Source organism: Pseudomonas sp. NPDC087336, assembly GCF_044744285.1.
Lineage (GTDB): Bacteria > Pseudomonadota > Gammaproteobacteria > Pseudomonadales > Pseudomonadaceae > Aquipseudomonas.
On the sequence record NZ_JBIUYA010000012.1, the window covers coordinates 61863 to 86993 of the forward strand.

The following is a 25131-nucleotide window of genomic DNA, read 5'->3' on the forward strand; positions in this document are numbered from 1 at the left end:
GCGACGAAGATGTGAGGGGGGTTAAACGACCTCGAGCCGAATCTTGTGCTGATTCAACAACTGCGTCAGTGCCGGCACCGGCTGCTGGTCGGTAACCAGGCAATCGATCAGGCTGATCGGTCCCAGGCGGATCATGGCGTTGCGCCCGAACTTGCTGGAGTCGGCGGCGAGAATCACCTTGCGGGCGTTGGCGATGATCGCCTGGGATACCCGCACTTCCTGATAATCGAAATCCAGCAGGCTGCCGTCTTCATCGATGCCGCTGATGCCGACGAGGGCAAAGTCGACCTTGAACTGGTTGATGAAATCGACGCTGGCCTGGCCGACCACGCCACCGTCGCGCCGCACATTGCCCCCGGTCAGCAGGACGTCGAAGTCGTCCTTGGCGCTGAGCATCGAAGCCACATGAAGGTTGTTGGTGATGATCTTCAGGTGATTGTGATTGAGCAGGGCGCGGGCAATCGACTCGGTGGTCGTGCCGATATTGATGAACAGCGAGGCGTGGTCGGGGATCTGCGCGGCAATGGCTTCGCCGATGCGCTGTTTCTCATCGCGCATCTGATCGGCACGCATGGCGTAGGCGGTGTTTTCAACACTGGAGTCGTAAGCCGCGCCACCGTGGTAGCGGCGCAACAGATTGGCTTCCGCCAGTTGATTGATGTCGCGGCGGATGGTCTGCGGGGTAACAACGAACAGCGTGGCCATTTCCTCGATGCTGACATAACCGCGCTCGCGGACCAGTTCGAGGATTTGCTGCTGACGGGGAGGCAGATTCATGGGGCGTCCTTTGGGCTGCCGTGCAAAATTTGCCCATGATGCCGCAGGAATCTGCTCCCTACCAGTTACATACAGATACGAGCTCGTATCCCGGTTTATTCGGCCTCGTCTTCAGCCGCCCAATCACGCGTGCGGCTGACGGCTTTTTTCCAGCCGGCGTAGAGTTTTTCCTTCGCCGCTTCATCGAGTGTCGGTTCGAACTGGCGTTCGATCACCGCCTTGCCGCGCAACTCGTCCAGGCTGCCCCAGAAACCGCAGGCCAGGCCCGCCAGGTAAGCGGCGCCCAATGCCGTGGTTTCGCGCATCTGCGGACGCTCGACCTGGGTGCCGAGAATGTCGGCCTGGAACTGCATCAGGAAGTTGTTCGCCACAGCACCGCCGTCAACGCGCAGGGCTTTGAGGCGTTCGCCGGCGTCCTGCTGCATGGCGTCGAGCACGTCGCGGGTCTGGTAGGCAATCGATTCCAGTGCGGCGCGAATGATGTGATCGACGCGCACGCCACGGGTCAGGCCGAACAGTGCGCCACGGGCATAAGGGTCCCAGTAAGGCGCACCCAGGCCGGTGAAGGCCGGTACCAGGTACACGCCGTTGCTGTCCTTGACCTTGTTGGCGAAGTACTCGGTGTCGTGGGCGTCGTTGATGATCTTCAGCTCGTCACGCAGCCATTGGACGGTGGAGCCGCCGTTGAACACCGCCCCTTCCAGTGCGTAGGCGACTTCGCCGCGTGGGCCGCAAGCGATGGTCGTGAGCATGCCGTGGTTGGACTTCACGGCTTTGTCGCCGGTGTTCATCAGCAGGAAGCAACCGGTGCCATAGGTGTTTTTCGCTTGGCCGGCTTCGACGCACATCTGACCGAACAGGGCGGCCTGCTGGTCGCCAGCGATACCGCCGATGGCGATGCCGCTTTTGGTGTGGCCATAGATTTCCGAGGAGGACTTTACCTGCGGTAGCATTTCCCGCGGGATATCCAGCAGCTCCAGCATCTTCGCGTCCCACTCCAGTGTGTGGATGTTGAAGAGCATCGTGCGCGAGGCATTGGTGTAGTCGGTGACGTGCACCTTGCCGCCGGTAAATTTCCAGATCAGCCAGCTGTCGACGGTACCGAACAGCAACTCGCCGTTGCGCGCGCGTTCGCGGCTGCCTTCGACGTTGTCGAGGATCCACTTGAGCTTGGTGCCGGAGAAGTACGGGTCGGTGACCAGGCCCGTGGTTTCGCTGATGTATTGTTCATGGCCATCGCGCTTGAGCTGCTGGCAGATCTCGGTGCTGCGTCGGCACTGCCAGACGATCGCGTTGTAGATCGGGCGACCGGTGTTCTTGTCCCACACCACGGTGGTTTCACGTTGGTTGGTGATGCCGATGGCCGCGACCTGATCGTGATGCAGGCCGGCTTGCGCCAAGGCTTCGACCATCACCGCGCTTTGGGTGGCGAAGATTTCCATCGGGTCATGTTCGACCCAGCCGGCTTGCGGATAATGCTGCGCGAACTCGCGCTGTGCGGTGCAGACCACGTTCGCGTCACGGTCGAAAATGATCGCGCGGGAGCTGGTCGTACCCTGATCGAGGGCAATGATGTAGTTCTTGTTCTGTGTGTCGGTCATTTCGATTGCCTTGGACGAAAAAGGGAAGTGAGGTCTGGCGCACGAGCAAACGGGCAGGGTCGCGCGCCAGCGCTATCAAGAAATTCTGGGTTTGCCGTCAATGGCCGCTGTTGCATCCTTTGTAGCAGGTGCGGCGCCAGGCAGGTGACGGGCAATCAAGCCGCGGTAGGCGGCGGCACCCAGGCAGGCACCGACAACCGGTGCAAAAACCGGAACCAGGAAGTACGGAATATCACGGCCGCCCGTGAAGGAAATTTCACCCCAGCCTGCGAAGAAAGTCATCAGTTTAGGGCCGAAGTCCCGGGCCGGGTTCATCGCGAAACCGGTCAGCGGTCCCATCGAGCTGCCAATCACTGCAATCAGCAGGCCGATCAGGATGGGCGCCAATGGGCCGTTGGGCAGGCCATTGTTATCGTCGGTCAGCGACATGATCACGCCCATCAGGATGGCGGTGATGATCACTTCGACCAGGAACGCCTGGGCTGTGGACAGGCTTGGGTTGGGGAAGGTGGAGAACACCGAGGCCAGTTCAAGGCTGGCTGCACTGCCGCGAACCATTTGTTGAGTTTGTTCGAAATCGAAGAACAGGTTGCTGTAAAGGGTGTACACCAGTAATGCACCGCAAAAGGCGCCAGCCACTTGGGCGATGATATAGAAAGGCAGTTTGCGCTTTTCGAAGTCGGCAAAAATGCTCAGCGCGATACTGACGGCAGGGTTCAGGTGGGCGCCGGACACCCCGGCGGTCAAGTAGATCGCCATGCTCACGCCGACACCCCAGATAATGCTGATTTCCCAGAGGCCAAAGCTGGCACCCGCGACCTTGAGCGCGGCAACACAGCCCGTACCGAAGAAGATCAGCAGCGCAGTACCCAGGAACTCGGCCATGCATTGGCTCGATAGCGACGGTTGTTGTAAAGCAGTTGTCATTGAAACCTCTTTTTTTTCTTGTCTGGCGTTGGACAAAGCGCGTTTTTCACTGAGGCAGGATCTGTTCCCGTTTTACAGCTGGAACTGCGTTATGATTTTCATGCAGTTTCACAAACGAAAAAATATAGACAAGAAACGCTGATGTCAAAGGTCGAAAGTGAACCATCGGTCACAAATAAACTATTGGTCACGTGAATGATCGCGCGTCGCAGGAGGGGAAGCCGGGAACTGGGCGCCTTTTGAAACGGCGCCGCGATAGAGCCTTTTGTGGATCAATGTCCTAGAATCCGGCGCAGGATTTTCTACTGCCACCCAGTCTGGAGCTGTTATGACACCCGCATTGGATTTGCTGAAAAAGGTTCGGGCCGAACACCGTGTGCACAGTTATGAACATGACCCGAAGGCGGCGTCCTATGGGCTGGAAGCTGCGGAGAAGCTCGGACTGGACCCGGCGCAAGTGTTCAAGACCTTGTTGGCGGCCAGTGAGAAAGGTGAGTTGCTGGTGGCGGTGGTGCCGGTTGGCGGCAGTCTCGATCTAAAAGCCTTGGCCCAGGCAGCCAAGGTGAAGAAAGTCGAAATGGCCGACCCTGCGGCGGCCCAGCGCTCCACTGGTTATCTATTGGGCGGTATCAGCCCGTTGGGGCAGAAGAAGCGCTTGCGGACGTTTATCGACAATTCGGCCCAGCCGTTTGCGAGCATTTTTGTCAGCGCGGGACGGCGGGGCCTTGAAGTCGAATTGGCCCCCGCCGTGCTGGCCGAACATACCCAGGCAACATTCGCCGATATCGGCCGCCCGTAGGGGGTGATCAATGCGCGCTGCTGTAGCGCCGCACGCCTGAATCAACGGTAGGGATTTGCGCCGCCATGCTGCCGGATGCCTGGAACAGCACCAGGTGTTCCGCCGCGACACGAATGCCGACTTCTGCGCCGATCAGATGGTCGACATGGCTGGGGAAGATCGCTTCCAGTTGTGCGCCGGTGAGCATTTGCAGGCGATAAAGCGTCGAGGCACCCTGGAAAGACTTGCCGACGATCCGCGCCTTCAATGCACTGTCTGGCGCATAAACGATATCGTCCGGACGCAGCAAGACATCCACCGCACCGCCGACCGGCCAGGTGTAGGCGCGGTTGCCGCGCAGTTCACCGAGTTCCGTCTGCACCGACTCCGGGCTGCTCAGCTGGCCGCGAATGAAGTAACCCTGGCCGATGAAGCTGGCCACATAGGGTGTCAGTGGTTCGTGATAGAGGTTGTAGGGCGTATCCCATTGCTCAAGCCGGCCTTCCTTGAACACGCCGACGTGATCGCTGACCGCGAAGGCTTCTTCCTGGTCGTGGGTCACCAGGATCGCGCTGGTGCCGCGGGCCTTGAGGATGTCGCGTACCTCGTGGCTGAGTTTGCGGCGCAATTCACCGTCGAGGTTGGAGAACGGTTCGTCCAGCAGCAGCAATTGCGGTTCCGGCGCCAGGGCGCGAGCCAGGGCGACCCGTTGCTGCTGGCCACCGGAGAGCTCGTGGGGGTAACGCTTGCCGAGGTTTTTCAGGTTGACCAGTTCGAGCAACTCTTGGGTCACGCGATCCTTGTCCGGATGTTTGCGAATGCCGAAGGCGATGTTGTCGGCCACGCTCAAATGCGGAAACAGGGCGTAATCCTGGAACACCATGCCAATGCGACGCTTCTCCGGCGCGAGGGTGAAACCGGCACTGGAGATGGTCTCGCCAGCCAGCTGGATGTCACCTTCGTGCACCGGTTCGAAGCCGGCAATGGCGCGCAGGGTGGTGGTCTTGCCGCAGCCTGAAGAGCCCAGCAGGCAACCGATGTCACCGGCGTTCAAATGCAGGTTGAGGTTTTGCACCACGCGCTGGTCTTGATAGCCGCAGGCGAGGTTGCGCAGGTTAAGCAGTAATGGCTGGCTCATGCGTGATGGTACGAAGGCGGGACAAGAAACTCGAGCAGGGCCTTTTGTGCGTGAAGCCGGTTTTCAGCCTGGTCCCAGGCCACCGAGCGCGGGTCGTCGAGCAGGTCGACGCTGATTTCTTCACCGCGGTGAGCCGGCAGGCAATGCATGAACAGTACGTCCGGGGCGGCCAGGTCGAGCAGGGCGCGGTTGACCTGGTACGGAGCAAACAGCTGCAGGCGCTTGGCGGTTTCTTCTTCCTGGCCCATGGAGGTCCAGACGTCAGTGCTCACCAGGTGCGCACCGCGCACGGCGTCCTGCGGATCACGAATGATGGTCACCCGGTCGCCAGCCTTGGCCACGAATTCGGGATTGGGTTCGTAACCTTCCGGGCAGGCGATGCGCAACTGGAAGTCGAACTGGATCGCCGCTTCTATATAGCTGTTGCACATGTTGTTGCCGTCACCGATCCAGGCCACTGTCTTGCCCTGGATGGAGCCACGGTGTTCGAGGAACGTCTGCATGTCGGCCAGCAACTGGCACGGGTGCAGGTCGTCGGACAAGCCGTTGATGACCGGCACGCGCGAGTTGGCGGCGAATACAGTCAGGTTGCTGTGGGCAAAGGTGCGGATCATCACGGCGTCGAGCATGCTCGACATGACGATTGCGCAGTCGCCGATCGGCTCGCCACGGCCCAGCTGGGTATCGCGGGGCGACAGGAAGATCGCCTGGCCACCGAGCTGGATCATGCCGGCTTCGAACGAAATTCGGGTGCGGGTCGAGGACTTTTCGAAAATCATCCCGAGCACGCGGTTTTTCAAAGGCTCGAACAGTACGCCGCGGTTACGCAGGTCTTTGAGCTCAACGCCTCGACGGATCACGCTGACCAGCTCTTGGGGCGTGCAATCCATCAGGGAGAGAAAGTGCCTTGCGCTCATCATTGACTACCTTTTTGCTACAAACCGCAGATGCTCAAAGCCTTGTTTTACGGAACAACGGGCGAGACCTGCGGCGTAAGCCGCACGGGGCGACGAAATAGGGGAAGGCGCGATCTTATAATTAAATGTCGCGTCTTACCAATAGGGCTACGGTTATTAGGGGATTTCAGAGAGGCTATCGGATGACTGCGATAACGCTTTTTGAAGCCTGTTTCCTGACAGCAGCCAGGCATTTGTACACCGGCACCGTGGAACTTGGCAATCCAGCGGGGCGGGGATGGCGAGCAGACAGTCGGTTTTCGACCAGTCGTTCCGGGCTTTGAGGCCGGGCGCAGCCGATCTGGATTACTTGCGAATACAAAGTGCTGGGTTATAACTAATTCACGAGTGACGCAGGAAGCTCAGCGATGGAATCGAAAGAACAACAGCTTATGGAATTGCTCAGCCTAACGGCCCGCTCCCTGACTCACCTGACCGCCTCCATGACATCGATGTCTTTCGAACTGCTGCGCAGTGACGACCAGGTCACGCGGGACGCAGGGCGGCGCATGATCGACCGCATGGTCACCATCAGTGCCGGGCTTGACGAACACTGGCGTCTAATTGGAGAACTGACCGGTGTGCACGGCGCCCATGGGCCGGTCGAACCCCTCCAGGAAATCCAGTTGCACACGCCGCCCAGGCTGCCTTCGAGCTGATCGTCAGCGGTTATCGGCACGCCTGATGGCCACCGATTCACAAGACGAACGTCGCTGGCGCGGCGGCGGGGCAGGCGCCATAGTTTTGTTCCCGCGGTCGCTATCGCCCGCCCAGAACAAGACAGAGACTGGCCATGACCAAGACTCTCCATCACCGTGCGTGCCATTTGTGTGAAGCCATCTGCGGCCTGACCATCGAAACCACCGAGCTCGAAGGCAACCTGCAGATCACCTCGATCAAGGGTGACCCCCTGGACACCTTCAGCCGCGGGCACATTTGTCCCAAGGCGGTTGCCCTGCAAGACATCCAGAACGATCCGGATCGCCTGCATCAGCCAATGCGGCGGGTGGGCAGCGAATGGCAACCCATCGAGTGGGAAGATGCCTTCAACCTGGTCGCCGAACGCCTCGCCGCGATTCAAGAGCGCCACGGGCAGAACGCGGTGGCGGTTTATCAAGGCAATCCCAGCGTGCACAACTATGGGCTGATGACCCACAGCAATTATTTTCTCGGCCTGCTGAAAACCCGTAACCGGTTTTCCGCGACGTCCGTCGACCAGTTGCCCCATCACCTGACCAGTCACTTGATGTACGGCCATGGTTTGCTGTTGCCGATACCGGACATCGATCACACCGATTTCATGCTGATCCTGGGCGGCAATCCGCTGGCCTCCAACGGCAGCATCATGACCGTGCCGGATGTGGAAAAACGCCTGAAGGCGATCCAGGCCCGGGGCGGCAAAGTCGTGGTGGTCGACCCACGCCGCAGCGAAACGGCGGCGATCGCCGACCAGCATCTGTTCGTTCGCCCCGGTGGCGATGCGGCGTTGCTGTTCGGTCTGCTCAATACCCTGTTCGCCGAAGGCCTGACCCGCGACAGTCATTTGCCAGTGGACGGTCTGGATCAGGTGCGCGAAGCCGTGGCCGGTTTCAGCGCCGAAGCCATGAGTCCATTGTGTGCGGTGCCGGCGGAACAAATCCGCCAACTGGCACGGGATTTTGCCGTCGCACCCACAGCGATTTGCTACGGCCGCATGGGTGTCTCGACCCAGGCATTCGGCACGCTGTGCCATTGGCTGGTGCAGTTGATCAACCTGGTCACCGGCAACCTCGACCGCGTCGGCGGCGCCTTGTGCACGGAACCGGCGGTTGACCTGGTGGCTTCAACGTCGGGTGGGCATTTCAATTTGTGGCAGAGCCGGGTTTCCGGGCGCCCCGAGTACGGCGGCGAACTGCCGGTGTCGGCTTTGGCCGAAGAGATGCTGACCGAAGGCGAAGGACAGGTCCGCGCGCTGATTACCGTGGCGGGCAACCCGGTGCTGTCCACACCCAATGGTCGCCAGCTGGAACAGGCGCTGGACGGCCTGGAGTTCATGGTCAGTGTCGACCTGTACATCAATGAAACTACGCGTTATGCCGACCTGATCCTGCCGTCTACTTCTACGCTGGAAAACGATCATTACGACACCACTTTCAATATGTTTGCGGTGCGCAACGTCAGCCGCTTCAACCGCGCCATCCTGCCAAAGCCTGAAGGCGCATTGCACGACTGGGAAATTTTCGTCGGGCTGGCCAAGGCGTTCGCAGCGAAGACCGGCAAGGAGTTGAAACCCACCATCGCCCCGGCGCAGATGATCGACCGCGGTTTGCGCATGGGACTGTACGGCGACGCGTCGCCGTACAAGCTGTCACTGGCAACCCTGTTCGATCATCCCCATGGGGTTGACCTGGGCGCACTGAAACCCAACCTGGCGCCCCGCTTGAAAACCGCCAATCAGCGAGTCCAGGCTGCCCCCGCCGCGATCCTCGCCGACCTGGCACGTTTCGCGGCGTTGCAGGCGCCGGCCAGCGATGAGTTGTTGATGATCGGCCGGCGACATGTGCGCAGCAACAACTCGTGGATGCATAACTATCACCGCTTGGTGAAGGGCAAGCCTCGTCACCAGTTGTTGATGCACCCGGATGATCTGGCCAGTCGCGGGTTAAGCGACGGGCAGATGGTGCGGGTCAGTTCGCGGGTCGGGGTCATCGAAGTGCAAGTGTTGGCCAGCCTGGATATGATGAAAGGTGTGGTCAGCCTTCCGCACGGTTGGGGCCATGCCCGGCCGGGTGTGCAAATGAGCATCGCCAGTGGTCAGCCAGGCGCCAGCGCCAATGACCTGACCGACGAGTGTCAACTCGATGAGTTGTCGGGTAATGCGGCGTTGAACGGTGTGCCGGTGACCGTGGTAGCGGCCTGATCGCATCTGACGGAGAGACCGAGCAGCGCGCTCGGCTTTCCGTTACAATGCGCCACCGTGCCGACCCATGAGTCGGAAAGTTCAGCCGAGGTGCTCCATGGATATCATCGAAACGATTAAAGAGCAGATTGCCAACAACACCATTCTGCTTTACATGAAAGGCTCGCCGAATGCCCCGCAGTGCGGCTTCTCCGCGAAAGCCGCGCAGGCCGTGATGGCGTGTGGCGAAAAATTTGCGTACGTGGATATCCTGCAGAACCCGGAAATCCGCGCCAACCTGCCAAAATACGCCAACTGGCCAACCTTCCCGCAGCTGTGGGTAGCTGGCGAGCTGGTTGGCGGTAGCGACATCATGACTGAAATGTCCGCTGATGGTTCGTTGCAGGCGCTGATCAAGGATGCCGCGGCCAAAGCAGCGGCAGCCAAGACCGAAGCCTGATACCCAGGCATCAAAAAAACCCTTCACGATTATTCGTGAAGGGTTTTTTTTCGTCCGGGAAAAATCATCGGCACACATGACCGGGTTGTCCTCCCGGATGAAGCTGACTAACATGTCAGAAAATTCATCCTATGATTGGATGACAGGGCGAATCCTATGTCAGACATTGCTCCATTGGTTAAACGCTCCCTGGTCGATCAGGCCCTGGAGCAGCTGCGCTCGCGCATCAACCAGGGCGTCTGGACGGTGGGGCAGCGCTTGCCGACCGAACCCGAGCTGTCCGCCGAACTGGGCATCAGCCGCAACACGGTGCGCGAAGCCATGCGCGTGTTGGCGTTTTCCGGGTTGATCGAAATCCGTCAGGGTGACGGCAGTTACCTGCGCGCGGTGGTCGATCCGCTGGACACCCTCAAGGCGTTGTCCCGTTGCTCACTCGAACAGGCCCGCGAGACCCGGCACATCCTTGAAGTCGAGGCCATCGGCCTGGCCGCCATGCGCCGTACCGATGAGGACCTGGTGGCCTTGCGTGAGGCGTTGGGCGTTAGCGGCAGCCACTATCACGGCGATCTTGACACCTACATTGCCTGTGATCTGGTGTTCCACCGTCGCCTGGTGGACGCCGCGCACAACCCGACGCTCAGTGAGCTGTATCGCTATTTCTCCAGTGTTGTCGGCGAACAATTGCGCCACTGCCTGAACATCACCCCCCGGCGCCAGGAGGTCTTCGACCTGCACGTCGAACTGCTCGATGCCGTGGAGCAACGCGACCCGGAGCGGGCCAAAGCCCTGTCGAGGCAGCTGATCAATGAACCTTGAAACCGAGAACACCATGTCCAACAGCCTCACCTCACCCAAACGCACGGCAGAGCTCGAAGAGCTGCTGATCGACGCCGAGGCTGATGACGAACAGGTCCAGCAAACCCAGCCGATCCTGCGACGCCCGTGGCTGTTGTTGCTGGGCCTGATTCTGGTGGCGCTGAACCTGCGCCCGGCGTTGTCGAGCATGGCGCCGATGCTGAGCGAGGTGTCGAAAAGCCTGGGGTTGTCGGCGTCACAGGCCGGGTTGCTGACTACGTTGCCGGTATTGTGCCTCGGTTTGTTCGCCCCGCTTGCACCGGTGCTGGCGCGCCGCTTCGGGGCCGAACGCGTGGTGTTGGGCATTCTCCTGACCCTGGCGGCCGGGATCATCCTGCGCAGTTCCTTTGGCGAGATCGGTCTGTTTGCCGGCAGCGTACTGGCCGGCGCGAGCATCGGTGTGATCGGCGTTTTGTTGCCGGGCATCGTCAAACGCGACTTCCCCAAACAGGCCGGGACCATGACCGGTGTCTACACCATGGCCCTGTGTCTGGGCGCGGCCATGGCGGCCGGTGCGACCGTGCCGTTGAGCGAACACTTCGACAAAAGCTGGGCATTGGGTCTGGGCTTCTGGGTGGTTCCGGCGCTGGTCGCGGCAATTTTCTGGTTGCCGCAAGTCGGTCAGAAACACGGTGCGCATAACGTCGCCTATCGAGTCCGTGGTCTGTTGCGTGATCCGCTGGCCTGGCAGGTGACGTTGTACATGGGCCTGCAATCGTCACTGGCGTACATCGTGTTTGGCTGGTTGCCATCGATCCTGATTGGTCGTGGCCTGACCCCGACCCAGGCGGGACTGGTGTTGTCGGGTTCGGTGATCGTTCAATTGGTCAGTTCCCTCGCAGCGCCATGGCTGGCGACTCGCGGCAAGGACCAGCGCCTGGCGATCGTGATCGTCATGGCGCTGACCCTGGGTGGCTTGTTCGGTTGCCTGTACGCCCCGATCGAAGGCTTGTGGGGTTGGGCGATAGTGCTCGGCCTGGGGCAGGGCGCCACGTTCAGCCTGGCGTTGACCCTGATCGTGCTGCGCTCGCGGGACTCCCATGTGGCGGCGAACCTGTCGAGCATGGCCCAGGGCTTCGGTTATACCCTGGCGTCCATGGGGCCGTTCGCGGTGGGGATTGTGCACGACTGGACCGGTGGCTGGAGCGCCGTTGGCTGGATTTTCGGCGTGATCGGCCTGGGTGCGATCATCGCCGGACTCGGTGCCGGGCGAGCACTCTACGTCCAGGTCGAAAGCGAAAAGGTCTGACCCCTGCGCACTATCGGCGTTCACCTGGCGAATGCCGATAGTGTTCGGCGTATTTGCAGACTATCGTGCAGGCAATCTTGTGAACGTAAGGAGCCTGCCCATGAGTGATGCACACAGCGCATTGATCACCCAGTTCTACCAAGCCTTCCAACGGCTGGATGCCGAGGCCATGAGCGCCTGCTATACCGATGACGTGGTGTTCAGTGATCCGGCGTTTGGCGAGCTTCGTGGTCGCGATGCCGGCGACATGTGGCGCATGCTCACCACCCGGGCCAAGGACTTTTCCCTGACTTTCGACAATGTGCGCAGCGATGAACGCACCGGCGGCGCCCATTGGGTGGCGACATATTTGTTCAGCCAGACAGGCAGCACCGTGGTCAACGATATTCAGGCGCGGTTTGTCTTTCGTGACGGCAAGATCTGCGAGCATCACGACAGCTTCGATCTATGGACCTGGTCACGTCAGGCGCTGGGTTTCAAAGGCCTGTTGTTGGGCTGGACGCCACTGGTGAAGAACGCTGTTCGCGCTCAAGCGTTGAAGGGCCTGAAGGCTTTCCAGGCCAGTCGCTGATAAGATCGCCGCTTGTTTCCTTACAAGTCTTGATCGTTACGTGAGCACCCTCAACGAAAAACCTGCCGACACCGATTCACAGGTGACCAAGCCGTGGTTCGTCTATCTGGTTCGTGCGGCCAATGGCTCGCTCTACTGCGGGATCAGCGATGATCCTGTGCGTCGTTTTGCCACTCATCAAAGTGGCAAAGGGGCGCGGTTCTTTCTTTCCAGCCCGGCAGTAGCGCTGGTTTATACCGAAATTTGTCGCGATAAAAGTGAAGCGCTGCGTCAGGAACGATTGATCAAAAAACTCAAGAAAAGCGCCAAGGAATGCCTTGTGGCCAGTGCCGCCGCCGGCGTATCAATCTGACTGATCAGTTCCCATCAGGCAGACCTGTAGGCTGCCTGCCGATTGCGCGCTAAGCTGGGGTTCCTATTCGTGCGGCGGAGCCGAGCATGTCCGAGTTGATCCTGCATCATTACCCGACGTCCCCTTTCGCCGAAAAAGCCCGTTTGCTCCTGGGTTTCAAGGGGTTGTCCTGGCGTTCGGTGAAAATCTCGCCGGTGATGCCAAAGCCCGATCTGACTGCGTTGACCGGCGGCTATCGCAAGACGCCGGTGCTGCAGATCGGTGTGGATATCTATTGCGACACGGCCTTGATTGCCCGGCGTCTGGAACAGGAAAAAGCCCTGCCGACGTTCTTTCCGGAAGGCCAGGAAATGGTCGCCGCGACCTTCGCGGCCTGGGCCGATTCGGTGGTGTTCCAGCATGCCGTCAGCCTGGTGTTTCAGCCGGAATCGATAGCGGTGCGTTTTGCCGGTTTGCCCCCCGAAGCGATCAAGGCGTTTATCGCCGACCGGGCCTGCCTGTTCAGTGGTGGCAGCGCTATAAAGTTGGCGGCCGAGCAAGCGCGGCATCAATGGCCGACGATCATGACGCGCCTGGAGCAACAGCTGCAGCGCGAGGACGGTGATTACCTGTTCGGCGAACCGTCGATTGCCGACTTCGCCCTGGCTCACCCGCTGTGGTTCCTCAAGGCAACACCGATCACTGCGCCGCTGGTCGATGCTTACCCGGCGGTTGCTGCGTGGCACGCACGGGTATTGGGCTTCGGTCACGGCGCCTTCAGCGAGATGACGTCCGGGGAAGCGTTGGAGGTTGCGCGCAATGCCACGCCAGCCCCATTGCCGGATGAGCAGTTCGTCGATCCGAACGGGTTTGAGGCCGGTCAGCAAGTACTGATCGCGGCCACGGACTATGGCGTAGATCCGGTGGTGGGGGAGTTACTGTTTGCCGGTGTCGAAGAGTTGATCGTGCGTCGTGAGGATGAGCGCGGTGGTGTGGTGCATGTGCACTTTCCGCGGTTTGGATTCCGCATCGAAGCGCAATGATGTCTTTGTAGGAGCGAGGCTTGCCCGCACCGCTCGCGCCTACAGCTTTCAGATTATTTCAGAGCTGCGAGAATCGCATCCGGGTCATACCCGCGAATCAGCGTCCCGTTCACATCGATGATCGGAATCCCGCCGCCGCCCAAGGCCTCATAGGCCTTGCGCGCCACGGCATCTTTCTCGATGTCGAACTCCTTGTATGGAATGCCTTTCTGATCGAGAAAGCGCCGGGTCAGCTTGCAGTAGCCACACCACTCGGTGGCGTAAAGCACGACGTTGGCCTCGGCCTGGGTCTGTTCTGACACCACCTGCGATGGGTTGAACACCCGCTCGATCTTGCCCCAATGCTGATAGACCACGACCACCAGCAGGATCAGCAGGAACTTCTTCAATACGCTGGCGAGCATCAGTTGCGGCGCTTGAGCTGGTCGGTGAGCGAGGTCGGCAGGCCTTTGATGATCAGCGTGCCGGCGTCTTCGTCGTACTCGATTTTCGAGCCCAGCAGGTGCGCTTCGAAGCTGATGGAAAGGCCCTCGGCGCGGCCGGTGAAACGGCGGAACTGGTTCAAGGTGCGTTTATCCGCCGGGATTTCCGGCGACAGGCCGTAGTCCTTGTTGCGGATGTGGTCGTAGAAGGCTTTCGGACGGTCTTCGTCGATCAGTTCCGACAACTCTTCCAGGCCCATCGGTTCGCCGAGCTTGGCCTGGCTGCTGGCGTAATCCACCAGGGTCTTGGTTTTCTCGCGGGCGTCCTCTTCGGGCAGGTCTTCGCTTTCGACGAAGTCACTGAAGGCCTTGAGCAGGGTGCGGGTTTCGCCGGGGCCGTCGACACCTTCCTGGCAGCCGATGAAGTCGCGGAAATACTCCGAAACCTTTTTGCCGTTCTTGCCTTTGATGAACGAAATGTACTGCTTGGATTGCTTGTTGTTCTGCCACTCCGACACGTTGATCCGCGCCGCCAGGTGCAACTGGCCCAGGTCCAGGTGACGGGAAGGGGTCACGTCCAGTTGTTCGGTCACCGCGACGCCTTCACTGTGGTGCAACAGGGCGATTGCCAGGTAATCGGTCATGCCTTGCTGATAGTGGGCGAACAGGACGTGGCCGCCGACCGAGAGGTTGGACTCTTCCATCAGTTTTTGCAGGTGCTCCACCGCCACGCGACTGAAGGCGGTGAAGTCCTGACCGCCATCGAGGTATTCCTTCAGCCAGCCGCTGAATGGAAAGGCGCCGGACTCCGGATGAAACAGACCCCAGGCTTTGCCTTGTTTGGCGTTGTAGTTTTCGTTGAGGTCGGCAAGCATGTTCTCGATGGCTGCAGACTCGGCCAGTTCAGAGTCGCGAGCGTGGAGAACCGCTGGAGTGCCGTCGGGTTTTTTGTCGATCAGGTGGACGATGCAATGACGGATCGGCATGGGCTTCTCGGCTGATGGAAGACGGGAGGGCGCGCTCCCCGAAAAAGCGCTCAGTGTACCGCAACCACTGGTTTTGGCGCGGTGCGAACGGCATTTGTGGGGTGACCGGTGGTGCTTATGCGTTTTTTTGCCGGTTTAGAGCAATAAAGCTGACCAATTGGGTAGCAAGAGGCGGATATTTCCCCGTCTCTGTGCTAGTTTTGCCCGGTCTTACGCGTAGTCACTGCGTTAAGCGTGCATTCAGCATTTGTCAGGTCGAACCAAACCCTGATTTCGGTATCTATAACCCCGATCCCGCGGTTATTTGGCCGAGGGTGCCAGATCCAGAAGATCGGGCTCGATGGCTGACACTGCACTCTGCAATCCATATGAATTTGATAGGGAAGGAACACTACATGGCTCTTACTAAAGACCAACTGATCGCCGACATCGCTGAAGCTATCGACGCGCCGAAAACCACCGCGCGTAACGCTCTGGACCAACTGGGCCAAATCGTTGCCGATCAGTTGGAAAACGGCGGCGAAATCACTCTGCCAGGTATCGGCAAACTGAAAGTGACTGAGCGTCCTGCCCGTACTGGCCGTAACCCTTCGACTGGCGCTGCAATCGAAATCGCTGCCAAGAAAGTGATCAAGCTGGTTGTGGCCAAAGGCCTGACCGACGCTGTTAACAAGTAAGACTTGTTAAAAAAAACCGTGCGTCGGAGCGATCCGGGCACGGTTTTTTTGTGTCTGCTGCTTACTGCGCTGAAGGCTTCACCCAGCGCGCCTGACGCCAGGCTTGTTGTTGCGCTTGGGTCTGGAATGTCCAGGCCACGAAGCGGCTCTGTTTCTGGCCCTGGGACATTTCCACCACCTGGCTTTGCAGTGCCCCGGCTTTTTTCAACGCGGTCTGGATCGCTGGCAGGTTCGACGCTTTCGATACCAGTGTGCTGAACCACAGTACCTGTTGCCCCACCTGCGCGCTTTCGCTGATCAGTTGGGTGACGAATCGCGCTTCACCGCCTTCACACCACAATTCCGCGGCCTGACCGCCAAAATTCAGCACCGGCAGTTTGCGTTTCGGATCGGCCTTGCCCAGCGCGCGCCACTTGCGGGTGCTGCCGCGCGTAGCTTCGTCCAGCGAGGCGTGGAACGGTGGGTTGCACATCGTCAGGTCAAACCGCTCGGCGCTTTCCAGCAGACCCAGCAAAATATGCTTGCGGTTGCCCTGCTGGCGAATCTGGATGGCCTTGTTCAAGCCGTTGGACTGGATGATGGCCTTGGCTGCGGCGATGGCGGTGGCGTCGATTTCCGAGCCGAGGAACTGCCAGCGGTAGTCGCTATGACCGATCAGCGGATAGACGCAGTTGGCGCCCATGCCCACGTCCAGCACCTTCACCGCGGCGCCCCGGGGAATCACGCCGTCATTGCCGCTGGCCAGCAGGTCGGCGAGGAAGTGCACATAGTCCGCACGGCCCGGAACCGGTGGGCACAGGTAATCGGCTGGAATGTCCCAATGGGCGATGCCGTAGAACGACTTGAGCAACGCCCGGTTGAACACCCTTACCGCGTCCGGGCTGGCGAAGTCGATGCTTTCCTTGCCGTACGGGTTGATGATCACGAACTTCGCCAGCTCCGGCGTGCTCTTGATCAGTGCCGGGAAGTCGTAACGACCCTGGTGGCGATTGCGCGGATGCAGGCTGGCCTTTTCGCGCGGCTCCACGGCTTTGGCCGGGGTCGCGGATTCGGGCTTTTTACGCGCAGGTCTGGGTGTGCGGGGGGCGGTCATGGGTGTGGTCGATTCGGGTATGGCTAATAGTGGCGGGTATTGTCCCACATCCCGGACTTTGGAACCCAATCTGACAATCACCCCATATCCCTGTGGGAGCGGGCTCGCCCGCGATGGCGGTGTGTCAGGCAACACCTATGTTGGAAGTGATGGCCTCATCGCGGGCAAGCCCGCTCCCACGGGGTTCTCTGGTGGCTGTGGGCGAGGCGTATAAAAAAGGGAGGCCGAATGGGCCTCCCTTTTTCATCGCGACATGCCCTTACAGGCTGGCAATCCGCTCATGTTGTTCCGCCAGCTTGCCCAGAGCCTGTTCGGCTTCGGCCAGTTTGGCGCGTTCTTTCTCGATGACTTCAGCTGGCGCCTTGTCAACGAAACCGGCGTTGGACAGCTTGCCGCCGACGCGCTGCACTTCGCCTTGCAGGCGCTGGATTTCCTTGTCCAGGCGCGCAAGCTCTGCTCCTTTGTCGATCAGGCCGGCCATCGGCACCAGCACTTGCATCTCGCCAACCAGTGCGGTGGCGGACAACGGTGCCTCTTCGCCGGCGGCCAGCACCGTGATCGATTCCAGGCGTGCCAGCTTCTTGAGCAACGCTTCGTTCTCGGTCAGACGACGCTGATCTTCTGCACTGACGTTCTTCAGGAACAGCGGCAGCGGTTTGCCCGGGCCAATGTTCATTTCGCCACGGATGTTGCGAGTGCCAAGCATCAGGCCCTTGAGCCATTCGATGTCGTCTTCGGCGGCCTGGTCGATGCGTGCTTCATTGGCCACTGGCCAAGGTTGCAACATGATTGTCTTGCCTTCGATACCGGCCAGCGGCGCGAGGCGCTGCCAGATTTCTTCGGTGATGAACGGCATGAACGGGTGCGCCAGGCGCAAGGCCACTTCGAGCACGCGAACCAGGGTGCGACGGGTGCCGCGCTGGCGTTCAACCGGTGCGTTTTCGTCCCACAGCACCGGCTTGGACAGTTCCAGGTACCAGTCGCAATACTGGTTCCAGATGAACTCGTACAAGGCTTGCGCGGCCAGGTCGAAACGGAACTGGTCGAGCTGACGAGTCACTTCGGCTTCGGTGCGTTGCAGCTGCGAGATGATCCAGCGATCCGCCAGGGACAGCTCGTAAGCTTCGCCGTTCTGGCCGCAGTCTTCGCCCTTGTCCAGCACGTAGCGTGCCGCGTTCCAGATCTTGTTGCAGAAGTTGCGATAGCCCTCGACGCGGCCCATGTCGAACTTGATGTCACGACCGGTGGAGGCCAGCGAACAGAAGGTGAAGCGCAAGGCATCGGTGCCGTAGCTGGCGATGCCCTCGGCGAACTCGTCGCGGGTCTGCTTCTCGATCTTCTTCGCCAGTTTCGGCTGCATCAGGCCGGAGGTGCGTTTCTGCACCAGCTCTTCCAGCTCGATACCGTCGATGATGTCCAGCGGGTCAAGGACGTTGCCCTTGGACTTGGACATTTTCTGGCCCTGGCCATCTCGCACCAGGCCGTGCACATAAACGGTCTTGAACGGAACCTGCGGCGTGCCGTCTTCGTTCTTCACCAAATGCATGGTAAGCATGATCATCCGGGCAACCCAGAAGAAAATGATGTCGAAGCCGGTGACCAGCACGTCGGTGGAGTGGAACTTCTTCAGGAATTCGGTCTGTTCCGGCCAGCCGAGCGTGGAGAAGGTCCACAGGCCCGAGCTGAACCAGGTGTCGAGAACATCGTTGTCCTGCTGCAGCGCGACGTCCGGGCCGAGGTTGTGCTTGGCGCGTACTTCGGCTTCGTCGCGACCGACGTAGACTTTGCCCGACTCGTCGTACCAGGCCGGAATCCGGTGCCCCCACCACAGCTGACGGCTGATGCACCAGTCCTGGATGTCACGCATCCACGAGAAGTACATGTTTTCGTACTGTTTCGGTACGAACTGGATGCGACCGTCTTCAACGGCGGCAATCGCAGGTTCGGCCAACGGTTTGGTGGACACGTACCACTGGTCGGTCAGCCACGGCTCGATGATCGTGCCGGAGCGATCGCCTTTCGGCACTTTCAGGGCGTGATCGTCGACGCTGACCAGCAGGCCAGCGGCCTCAAACGCCGCAACGATCTGTTTGCGCGCTTCGAAGCGGTCCAGGCCGGCATATTCAGCCGGGATCTTGCCGTCGATGGTTTCGTTCAGGGTGCCATCGAGGTTGAACGCCTGAACGGCGGGCAGAACGTTGGCGTTCTTGTCGAAAATGTTCAGCAGCGGCAAGTTGTGGCGCTTGCCGACTTCGTAGTCATTGAAATCGTGGGCCGGGGTGATTTTCACGCAACCGGTGCCGAATTCAGGATCGCAGTAATCGTCGGCGATGATCGGGATGCGGCGGCCGACCAGCGGCAACTCGACAAATTTTCCGATCAGGGCTTTGTAGCGCTCATCGTTCGGGTTAACCGCGACGGCGGAGTCGCCGAGCATGGTTTCCGGACGGGTGGTCGCGACGATCAGGAACGCGTTGCCTTCAGCGGTCTTGGCACCGTCGGCCAGCGGGTACTTCAGGTTCCACAGGAAACCTTTCTCGTCGTGGTTTTCCACTTCGAGGTCGGAAATCGCCGTGTGCAGCTTGGTGTCCCAGTTGACCAGGCGCTTGCCGCGGTAGATCAGGCCGTCTTCGTGCAGGCGCACGAACGCTTCCTTCACGGCTTCCGAGAGGCCATCGTCCATGGTGAAGCGCTCGCGGCTCCAGTCCACGGACGAGCCGAGGCGGCGGATCTGACGGCTGATGTTGCCGCCGGACTGATCCTTCCATTCCCAGACTTTCTCGAGGAACTTGTCACGGCCCAGGTCGTGGCGATTCTGGCCTTGGGCTTCAAGTTGACGCTCTACCAGCATTTGCGTGGCGATACCGGCGTGGTCGGTACCCGGTTGCCACAGGGTGTTGCGACCCTGCATGCGGCGGAAACGGATCAGGGCGTCCATGATCGCGTTGTTGAAGCCATGCCCCATGTGCAGGCTGCCGGTGACGTTCGGCGGCGGGATCATGATGGTGTAGGACTCGCCCGCGCCTTGCGGGGCGAAGTAATTCTCTGACTCCCAGGTGTTGTACCAGGAAGTTTCAATGGCGTGCGGCTGGTAGGTCTTATCCATGCGCGGCGGGACCCTATTGGCATTTGTTCAGGAAAAGCCGGCAAGTATAGCGGGGCATGGGGCGCAGGGCGAGCAGGGGCGGACAGGGCGCGTCCTCAAAACTGATGCAAATCCCCTTGTAGGAGCAAGCTTGCTCGCGATAGCAGTGTGTCAGTCGACTTGAATGGTGGCTGGTACACCGCTTTCGTGAGCAAGCTCGCTCCTACAAGGGGATCTGTGTATGGCTCAGTCGTTGTACTGGCTCAGCAACCGTTCCATCCGCGCGCTGAGGCGGCGTTTGATTTCGGTTTCGATGTGCGGCGCGAAGTCGTCGATCACGTCTTGCATGATCAATTGCGCGGCGGCGCGCAGTTCGCTGTCCAGGTACAGCAACGCTTCGGCGTTCTGGTGGGTGCTCGGCGCGGGCTCGGCGGCGGGCTTGGGTGGTGTTGGTGCAACGGTCGGCGTGGCTTCGCTGACGGTGTCGAACAGCATCGGAATCTGTTCCTGATCACCTTCTTCGACTGTGTCGGTCAGCAGAGGCGGTTGCAGGTTGTCATCGCCGAGCAGCTGGCGGATCGACTCGAGGTCGTCCAGCAGGTGCGCGGAGGGTTGCAGCGGTTTTGGAGTGTCCATCGGAATGCTCAGAGTCGCTGTAAACGGTGATCTTGCAGAGGATAGCCCTGTTCGCGGTAGAAACGGAAACTCTCCCGCGCAGCCGTGCGTATGACCGGATCTTCGACCACCACCTCCGCCACGCGGGCGAAATGTTGGGCAAAGGCCGGTACTTTCAGATCGAGATTGACCAGCAGGTCCTGATGCTGACCGCAGTCATCGCCAAAGCCCAGCACGATCAGGCTGTCCGGTTCGTTCTCAGCGGGGCCGTGGGGCACGAAGCTTTCCCCCTTGAAGGCCCAGAGGCGCGCATCGAGATCGTCACGCTGGGCCGCATCGCTGCAATGGAGGTAGACGCGATGGCCCATGCGCCAGGCTTTTTCGGTGAGCTTGCAGGCGAAATCCAGCCGCGCCGAAGGATCGGCGCTGGGCAGGATATAGAAGTCGACTTTGGTCATTGCGGTTCCTGAGCCCGGGTCGACGCCGCTCGCAAGCGACGTCGCCCGGGGTCATTGGTTTCAGGCTTTGGCGCGGTCCAGCAGGTATTGGGTCAGCAGTGGAACCGGACGGCCAGTGGCGCCCTTGTCCTTGCCGCCGCTGGTCCAGGCGGTGCCGGCGATGTCCAGGTGCGCCCAGTTCAGGTTCTTGGTGAAGCGCGACAGGAAGCAGGCCGCCGTGATGGTGCCGGCTTTCGGACCACCGATGTTGGCGATGTCGGCGAACGGGCTGTCCAGCTGTTCCTGGTACTCATCGAATAGCGGCAGTTGCCAGGCGCGGTCGTCGGCCGTCTTGCCGGCGCTCAGCAGTTGGTCGATCAATTGCTCGTTGTTGCCCAGCAGGCCCGAGGTGTGGGAGCCCAGTGCAACCACGCAGGCGCCGGTCAGGGTGGCGATGTCGATCACCGCTTGTGGCTTGAAACGCTCGGAGTAGGTCAGGGCGTCGCACAGCACCAGACGGCCTTCGGCGTCGGTGTTGAGGATTTCCACGGTCTGGCCGCTCATGGTGGTGACGATGTCGCCCGGGCGCGAAGCATTGCCGCTTGGCATGTTCTCGGCGCAAGCCAGGATGCACACCAGGTTGATCGGCAGCTTCAGTTCGAGCACGGCACGCACGGTGCCGAATACGCTGGCAGCGCCGCCCATGTCGTATTTCATTTCATCCATGCCGGCGCCCGGCTTGAGGCTGATGCCGCCGGTGTCGAAGGTGATGCCCTTGCCGACCAGGGCGTAGGGCTTCTCGGACTTCTTGCCACCGTTGTATTGCATGACGATCAGGCGTGGTGGCTGGGCGCTGCCCTGGCCGACGGCGTAGAACGAGCCCATGCCCAGGGCCTTGATTTTTTTCTCATCGAGGACTTCGACTTTCAGGTCCTTGAATTGCTTGCCCAGGTCTTTGGCTTGCTCGCCGAGGAAGGTCGGGTGGCAAATGTTCGGCGGCAGGTTGCCCAGGTCGCGGGTCAGGGCCATGCCGTTGGCGATGGCGGTGGCGTGGGTCACGGCGCGTTGCACTTCAGCCTCGGCGGCCTTGATGGTCACCAGGGTGATTTTCTTCAGGGCGCGCGGCTCGGCTTTCTGGCTCTTGAACTGGTCGAACTGGTATTCGCCGTCCACCAGGGTTTCGGCCAGCAGGCGGGTCTTGCCATAGCTGTCGCGGCCCTTGACCACGATTTCGTCCAGGGCCAGCACCGCGTCGCTGCCACCCAGGCCTTTGAGCGTGTTGAGGATGCCGGCAATGATTTTGCGGAACGGGCGGTCACCCAGTTCTTCGTCCTTGCCCACGCCGACCAGCAATACGCGTTCTGCTTTCAGGTTCGGCAGGCTGTGCAGCAACAGGCTCTGGCCAACCTTGCCGGCCAGGTCACCGCGCTTGAGAACGGCACTGATGGCGCCAGCGCTGAGTTCGTCGAGCTGTTTGGCAACGGTGCCGAGCTTGCGGCCTTCGCCGACGGCAACTACCAGCGTGGCGGTTTTCAACGTTTGCGGGTTGACGCTTTTTACAACCAGTTCCATGTCCGGGTCCCTGAATTGGTGATCAATAGGCAAGCGCTCGACAAGGTGCGGGCAGCGCTTGCTTATAAATAGAAAGGCGCCAGGATCGACCGGCGACGAAGGCGGCAGTTTGAACCTCGCCAGCGGCGCCTGACAACCCTCGGTTGTACGATCTTCGCGGTTTTGTCGGCTACTGTAGGAGCGAGCTTGCTCGCGAAAAAACTGAAAGCGCCACGGCGTGTCAGGCTTCCCGCGTAATCGTTGACGACCATCGTCGGATCGCCGCCCGGAGCGCTCGCTCCTACATTCCCCCCATGCATTGCGCAGTGACAGGCGCACCCAATCACAGGATAATGCGCCATCTTTTTCGACGGCCCTGCCTTGCGGGCTGTCTGATGTGTTTGCTTGTTTGGCCGCCATAGCCTGACAACCCTGGAGTGTCTGGTTTGATTGTCTTCCGTTATCTATCCCGCGAAGTCCTGTTGACCTTGAGCGCCGTCAGTGCGGTGCTGCTGGTCATCATCATGAGCGGACGCTTCATCAAATACCTCGCGCAGGCCGCTTCCGGTCAACTGGATCCGGGCTCGCTGTTCCTCATCATGGGTTTCCGCCTGCCGGGGTTCCTGCAGCTGATCCTGCCGCTGGGCCTGTTTCTCGGGATCCTGCTGGCGTACGGTCGCCTGTACCTTGAAAGCGAAATGACCGTGCTGTCGGCCACCGGCATGAGCCAGCAACGCCTGTTTCGCATGACCCTGTTCCCGGCCACCCTGGTTGCACTGGTCGTGGCCTGGTTGAGCCTGAGCCTGGCGCCACAGGGCGCCAATCAGTTCCAGTTGCTGCTGAACAAGCAGGATGCCCTGACCGAGTTCGACACCCTCGAGCCTGGCCGCTTCCAGGCCCTGCGCGATGGCACGCGGGTGACCTATACCGAGCAACTGTCCGACGACCGCATCAATCTGGCGGGGGTCTTCATTTCGCAAAAGAACATCAGTTCCGACAAGAAGGATCGCGGGATTTCCGTGCTGGTGGCGGAAAAAGGCCGACAGGAAATCCGCCCCGACGGCAACCGCTACCTGATCCTCGATAACGGCTACCGTTATGACGGCAATCCGGGGCAAGCCGATTACCGGGCGATCAAATACGACGAATACGGCGTGTTGCTGCCCAAGCCGGACGTCAGCGACGAAGTGACCGACCGTGATGCCATGACTACGGCTTCCTTGCTGGGCAGCGACGACATTCGCTCGCGCACCGAGCTGCAATGGCGCCTGTCCCTGCCGTTGCTGGTGTTCATTGTCACCTTGATGGCGGTGCCGCTGTCGCGGGTCAACCCGCGCCAGGGACGTTTCCTCAAGCTGTTGCCGGCCATCCTTCTCTATATGGCCTACCTGACTATCCTGATTGCCGCTCGCGGCGCCCTTGAAAAGGGCAAGATCCCGCCAGCGCTGGGCTTGTGGTGGGTGCACGGGATATTCCTGGCCATTGGCCTGGGCCTGCTCTACTGGGAGCCTTTGCGCTTGAAGATGGCGAGTCGCCGCAGCGCGCTGGAGGTGGCCCGTGGTTAAGCTCGACCGCTACATTGGTAGCAGCGTGTTCGTGGCGATCCTGGCGGTATTGGGGATTATTCTCGGCTTGGCCACGTTGTTCGCGTTCATCGACGAGATGGGCGACGCCAGCGATACCTACACCCTGGTCGACGTCCTGAGCTACGTGTTGCTGACGGCGCCACGCCGGCTCTACGACATGCTGCCGATGGCGGCCCTGATCGGTTGCCTGATCGGTCTCGGCAGCCTGGCCAGCAACAGCGAACTGACCATCATGCGTGCGGCCGGCGTGTCCATCGGGCGGATCGTCTGGGCGGTCATGAAGCCGATGCTGGTGCTGATGGTGGTGGGGGTGCTGATTGGTGAGTATGTGGCGCCAGCGACTGAAAGCGCCGCCCAGGCCAACCGCTCGCTGGCCCAGGGCAGTGGCGACGCGCAAAGCGCCAAGCACGGCCTGTGGCATCGCCAGGGTGACGAATTCATCCACGTCAACTCCGTGCAGCCCAATGGCCTGCTGTATGGCGTGACCCGTTATCACTTCGACAAAGAGCGGCACATGCTGTCGGCGAGCTTCGCCAAGCGCGCCGAGTTCGACAAGGATCACTGGCAGTTGTCCGATGTCACCACCACGGTATTCCACGAAAAGAGCACCGAAGTGGTGACTGCTCCGGTCGAGCGCTGGGAAGTGGCGTTGAGCCCGCAATTGCTGAGCACGGTGGTCATGGCGCCGGAATCGCTGTCGATCTCGGGGCTGTGGGGCTATATCCACTATCTGGCTGACCAGGGACTGAACAATGGCCGTTACTGGCTGGCATTTTGGGTCAAGGTGTTGCAGCCCCTGGTCACCGCTGCCCTGGTGCTGATGGCAATCTCCTTCATCTTTGGTCCGCTGCGCTCGGTGACCCTCGGCCAGCGGGTGTTTACCGGTGTGCTGGTGGGCTTTACCTTCCGTATTGCCCAGGATCTGCTGGGGCCTTCAAGCCTGGTTTTCGGTTTTTCGCCCCTGTTTGCGGTGCTCGTGCCAGCCAGTGTCTGTGCCCTGGCCGGGCTGTGGTTGTTGCGTCGCGCCGGTTGATGGCGGCCTGTTCCTCGCTTCGCTGCTGATAAAAAACGCCCCTGTCGCAAGACCGGGGCGTTTTTGTACGGGCCGTCTGGCC

General features: G+C 60.4%; 24 protein-coding genes. 12 read left to right on the top strand and 12 right to left on the bottom strand.

Annotated features, from left to right (window positions below; genetic code table 11):
• Positions 1–21: 21 nt before the first annotated feature.
• The 3 genes from ACIO0C_RS14130 to ACIO0C_RS14140 form a co-directional block, all read right to left on the bottom strand.
• Complete coding sequence (locus ACIO0C_RS14130) at positions 22–777, bottom strand: DeoR/GlpR family transcriptional regulator (protein WP_008056633.1); 756 nt, start codon at positions 775–777, stop codon at positions 22–24.
• Between the two features lie 95 nt (positions 778–872).
• Positions 873–2378 carry a glycerol kinase GlpK gene (gene glpK, locus ACIO0C_RS14135; RefSeq protein WP_180205255.1) on the bottom strand — a complete coding sequence of 502 codons (1506 nt, stop codon included), beginning with the start codon at positions 2376–2378 and terminating at the stop codon, positions 873–875.
• Positions 2379–2453: 75 nt separating this feature from the next.
• Entirely contained in the window at positions 2454–3305 is an 852-nt protein-coding gene (locus tag ACIO0C_RS14140) for an MIP/aquaporin family protein (RefSeq protein ID WP_401312929.1), read from the bottom strand.
• Between the two features lie 328 nt (positions 3306–3633).
• Between ACIO0C_RS14140 and ybaK the strand changes: the two genes are divergently transcribed.
• The gene (gene ybaK / locus ACIO0C_RS14145) at positions 3634–4104 is read left to right on the top strand and encodes a Cys-tRNA(Pro) deacylase (RefSeq protein ID WP_008056627.1); all 471 of its coding nucleotides are present in this window, start codon (positions 3634–3636) and stop codon (positions 4102–4104) included.
• 7 nt (positions 4105–4111) lie between these two features.
• Here the strand turns inward: ybaK and ACIO0C_RS14150 are convergent, their stop codons facing one another.
• The gene (locus ACIO0C_RS14150; protein WP_401312932.1) at positions 4112–5221 is read right to left on the bottom strand and encodes an ABC transporter ATP-binding protein; all 1110 of its coding nucleotides are present in this window, start codon (positions 5219–5221) and stop codon (positions 4112–4114) included.
• Entirely contained in the window at positions 5218–6138 is a 921-nt protein-coding gene (gene argF / locus ACIO0C_RS14155; RefSeq protein WP_401312934.1) for an ornithine carbamoyltransferase, read from the bottom strand. The genes ACIO0C_RS14150 and argF overlap by 4 nt, the downstream gene beginning before the upstream one ends.
• 407 nt (positions 6139–6545) lie before the next feature.
• Between argF and ACIO0C_RS14160 the strand changes: the two genes are divergently transcribed.
• The 8 genes from ACIO0C_RS14160 to ACIO0C_RS14195 all read left to right on the top strand — a co-directional run bounded on the left by ACIO0C_RS14160 (position 6546) and on the right by ACIO0C_RS14195 (position 13564).
• Positions 6546–6836 carry a hypothetical protein gene (locus ACIO0C_RS14160; protein WP_401312936.1) on the top strand — a complete coding sequence of 97 codons (291 nt, stop codon included), beginning with the start codon at positions 6546–6548 and terminating at the stop codon, positions 6834–6836.
• A gap of 134 nt (positions 6837–6970) precedes the next feature.
• Positions 6971–9076 carry a molybdopterin oxidoreductase family protein gene (locus ACIO0C_RS14165; protein ID WP_401312939.1) on the top strand — a complete coding sequence of 702 codons (2106 nt, stop codon included), beginning with the start codon at positions 6971–6973 and terminating at the stop codon, positions 9074–9076.
• Between the two features lie 97 nt (positions 9077–9173).
• The gene (grxD, locus tag ACIO0C_RS14170; RefSeq protein WP_007938922.1) at positions 9174–9515 is read left to right on the top strand and encodes a Grx4 family monothiol glutaredoxin; all 342 of its coding nucleotides are present in this window, start codon (positions 9174–9176) and stop codon (positions 9513–9515) included.
• A gap of 156 nt (positions 9516–9671) precedes the next feature.
• Entirely contained in the window at positions 9672–10331 is a 660-nt protein-coding gene (locus ACIO0C_RS14175) for a FadR/GntR family transcriptional regulator (RefSeq protein ID WP_401312942.1), read from the top strand.
• Positions 10321–11619 carry a CynX/NimT family MFS transporter gene (locus ACIO0C_RS14180; RefSeq protein ID WP_401312944.1) on the top strand — a complete coding sequence of 433 codons (1299 nt, stop codon included), beginning with the start codon at positions 10321–10323 and terminating at the stop codon, positions 11617–11619. The genes ACIO0C_RS14175 and ACIO0C_RS14180 overlap by 11 nt, the downstream gene beginning before the upstream one ends.
• A gap of 100 nt (positions 11620–11719) precedes the next feature.
• A complete protein-coding gene (locus ACIO0C_RS14185; protein WP_401312947.1) occupies positions 11720–12190 on the top strand; it encodes a nuclear transport factor 2 family protein in 471 nt (156 codons plus the stop codon).
• A 40-nt stretch (positions 12191–12230) separates the two neighbouring features.
• On the top strand, positions 12231–12542 hold the full coding sequence (locus ACIO0C_RS14190) for a GIY-YIG nuclease family protein (RefSeq protein ID WP_401312950.1): 312 nt from the start codon (positions 12231–12233) through the stop codon (positions 12540–12542).
• Between the two features lie 86 nt (positions 12543–12628).
• Positions 12629–13564 carry a glutathione S-transferase family protein gene (locus ACIO0C_RS14195; RefSeq protein WP_401312952.1) on the top strand — a complete coding sequence of 312 codons (936 nt, stop codon included), beginning with the start codon at positions 12629–12631 and terminating at the stop codon, positions 13562–13564.
• A 53-nt stretch (positions 13565–13617) separates the two neighbouring features.
• Here the strand turns inward: ACIO0C_RS14195 and ACIO0C_RS14200 are convergent, their stop codons facing one another.
• Positions 13618–13968 (bottom strand): glutaredoxin family protein, encoded by a 351-nt coding sequence (locus ACIO0C_RS14200; RefSeq protein WP_401312954.1) that lies wholly within the window; start codon positions 13966–13968, stop codon positions 13618–13620.
• Positions 13968–14972, bottom strand: a complete 1005-nt coding sequence (yejK, locus tag ACIO0C_RS14205; RefSeq protein WP_272603425.1) for a nucleoid-associated protein YejK — start codon at positions 14970–14972, stop codon at positions 13968–13970. The genes ACIO0C_RS14200 and yejK overlap by 1 nt, the downstream gene beginning before the upstream one ends.
• 395 nt (positions 14973–15367) lie before the next feature.
• Between yejK and ACIO0C_RS14210 the strand changes: the two genes are divergently transcribed.
• Positions 15368–15649, top strand: a complete 282-nt coding sequence (locus ACIO0C_RS14210) for an HU family DNA-binding protein (protein ID WP_007905514.1) — start codon at positions 15368–15370, stop codon at positions 15647–15649.
• 61 nt (positions 15650–15710) lie between these two features.
• Here the strand turns inward: ACIO0C_RS14210 and rlmF are convergent, their stop codons facing one another.
• The 5 genes from rlmF to ACIO0C_RS14235 all read right to left on the bottom strand — a co-directional run bounded on the left by rlmF (position 15711) and on the right by ACIO0C_RS14235 (position 22451).
• The gene (gene rlmF / locus ACIO0C_RS14215; RefSeq protein ID WP_401312957.1) at positions 15711–16742 is read right to left on the bottom strand and encodes a 23S rRNA (adenine(1618)-N(6))-methyltransferase RlmF; all 1032 of its coding nucleotides are present in this window, start codon (positions 16740–16742) and stop codon (positions 15711–15713) included.
• Between the two features lie 259 nt (positions 16743–17001).
• Positions 17002–19848 carry a valine--tRNA ligase gene (locus ACIO0C_RS14220; protein WP_401312959.1) on the bottom strand — a complete coding sequence of 949 codons (2847 nt, stop codon included), beginning with the start codon at positions 19846–19848 and terminating at the stop codon, positions 17002–17004.
• A gap of 225 nt (positions 19849–20073) precedes the next feature.
• On the bottom strand, positions 20074–20463 hold the full coding sequence (locus ACIO0C_RS14225) for a DNA polymerase III subunit chi (protein ID WP_401312962.1): 390 nt from the start codon (positions 20461–20463) through the stop codon (positions 20074–20076).
• An 8-nt stretch (positions 20464–20471) separates the two neighbouring features.
• On the bottom strand, positions 20472–20900 hold the full coding sequence (locus ACIO0C_RS14230; protein WP_401312964.1) for a DNA polymerase III subunit chi: 429 nt from the start codon (positions 20898–20900) through the stop codon (positions 20472–20474).
• A 60-nt stretch (positions 20901–20960) separates the two neighbouring features.
• Positions 20961–22451: a leucyl aminopeptidase gene (locus tag ACIO0C_RS14235; protein ID WP_401312965.1), complete on the bottom strand. Its 1491-nt coding sequence runs from the start codon at positions 22449–22451 to the stop codon at positions 20961–20963.
• 425 nt (positions 22452–22876) lie between these two features.
• Between ACIO0C_RS14235 and lptF the strand changes: the two genes are divergently transcribed.
• The gene (gene lptF / locus ACIO0C_RS14240) at positions 22877–23995 is read left to right on the top strand and encodes an LPS export ABC transporter permease LptF (RefSeq protein ID WP_401312968.1); all 1119 of its coding nucleotides are present in this window, start codon (positions 22877–22879) and stop codon (positions 23993–23995) included.
• Entirely contained in the window at positions 23988–25049 is a 1062-nt protein-coding gene (gene lptG / locus ACIO0C_RS14245) for an LPS export ABC transporter permease LptG (protein ID WP_401312970.1), read from the top strand. The genes lptF and lptG overlap by 8 nt, the downstream gene beginning before the upstream one ends.
• Positions 25050–25131: the final 82 nt, after the last annotated feature.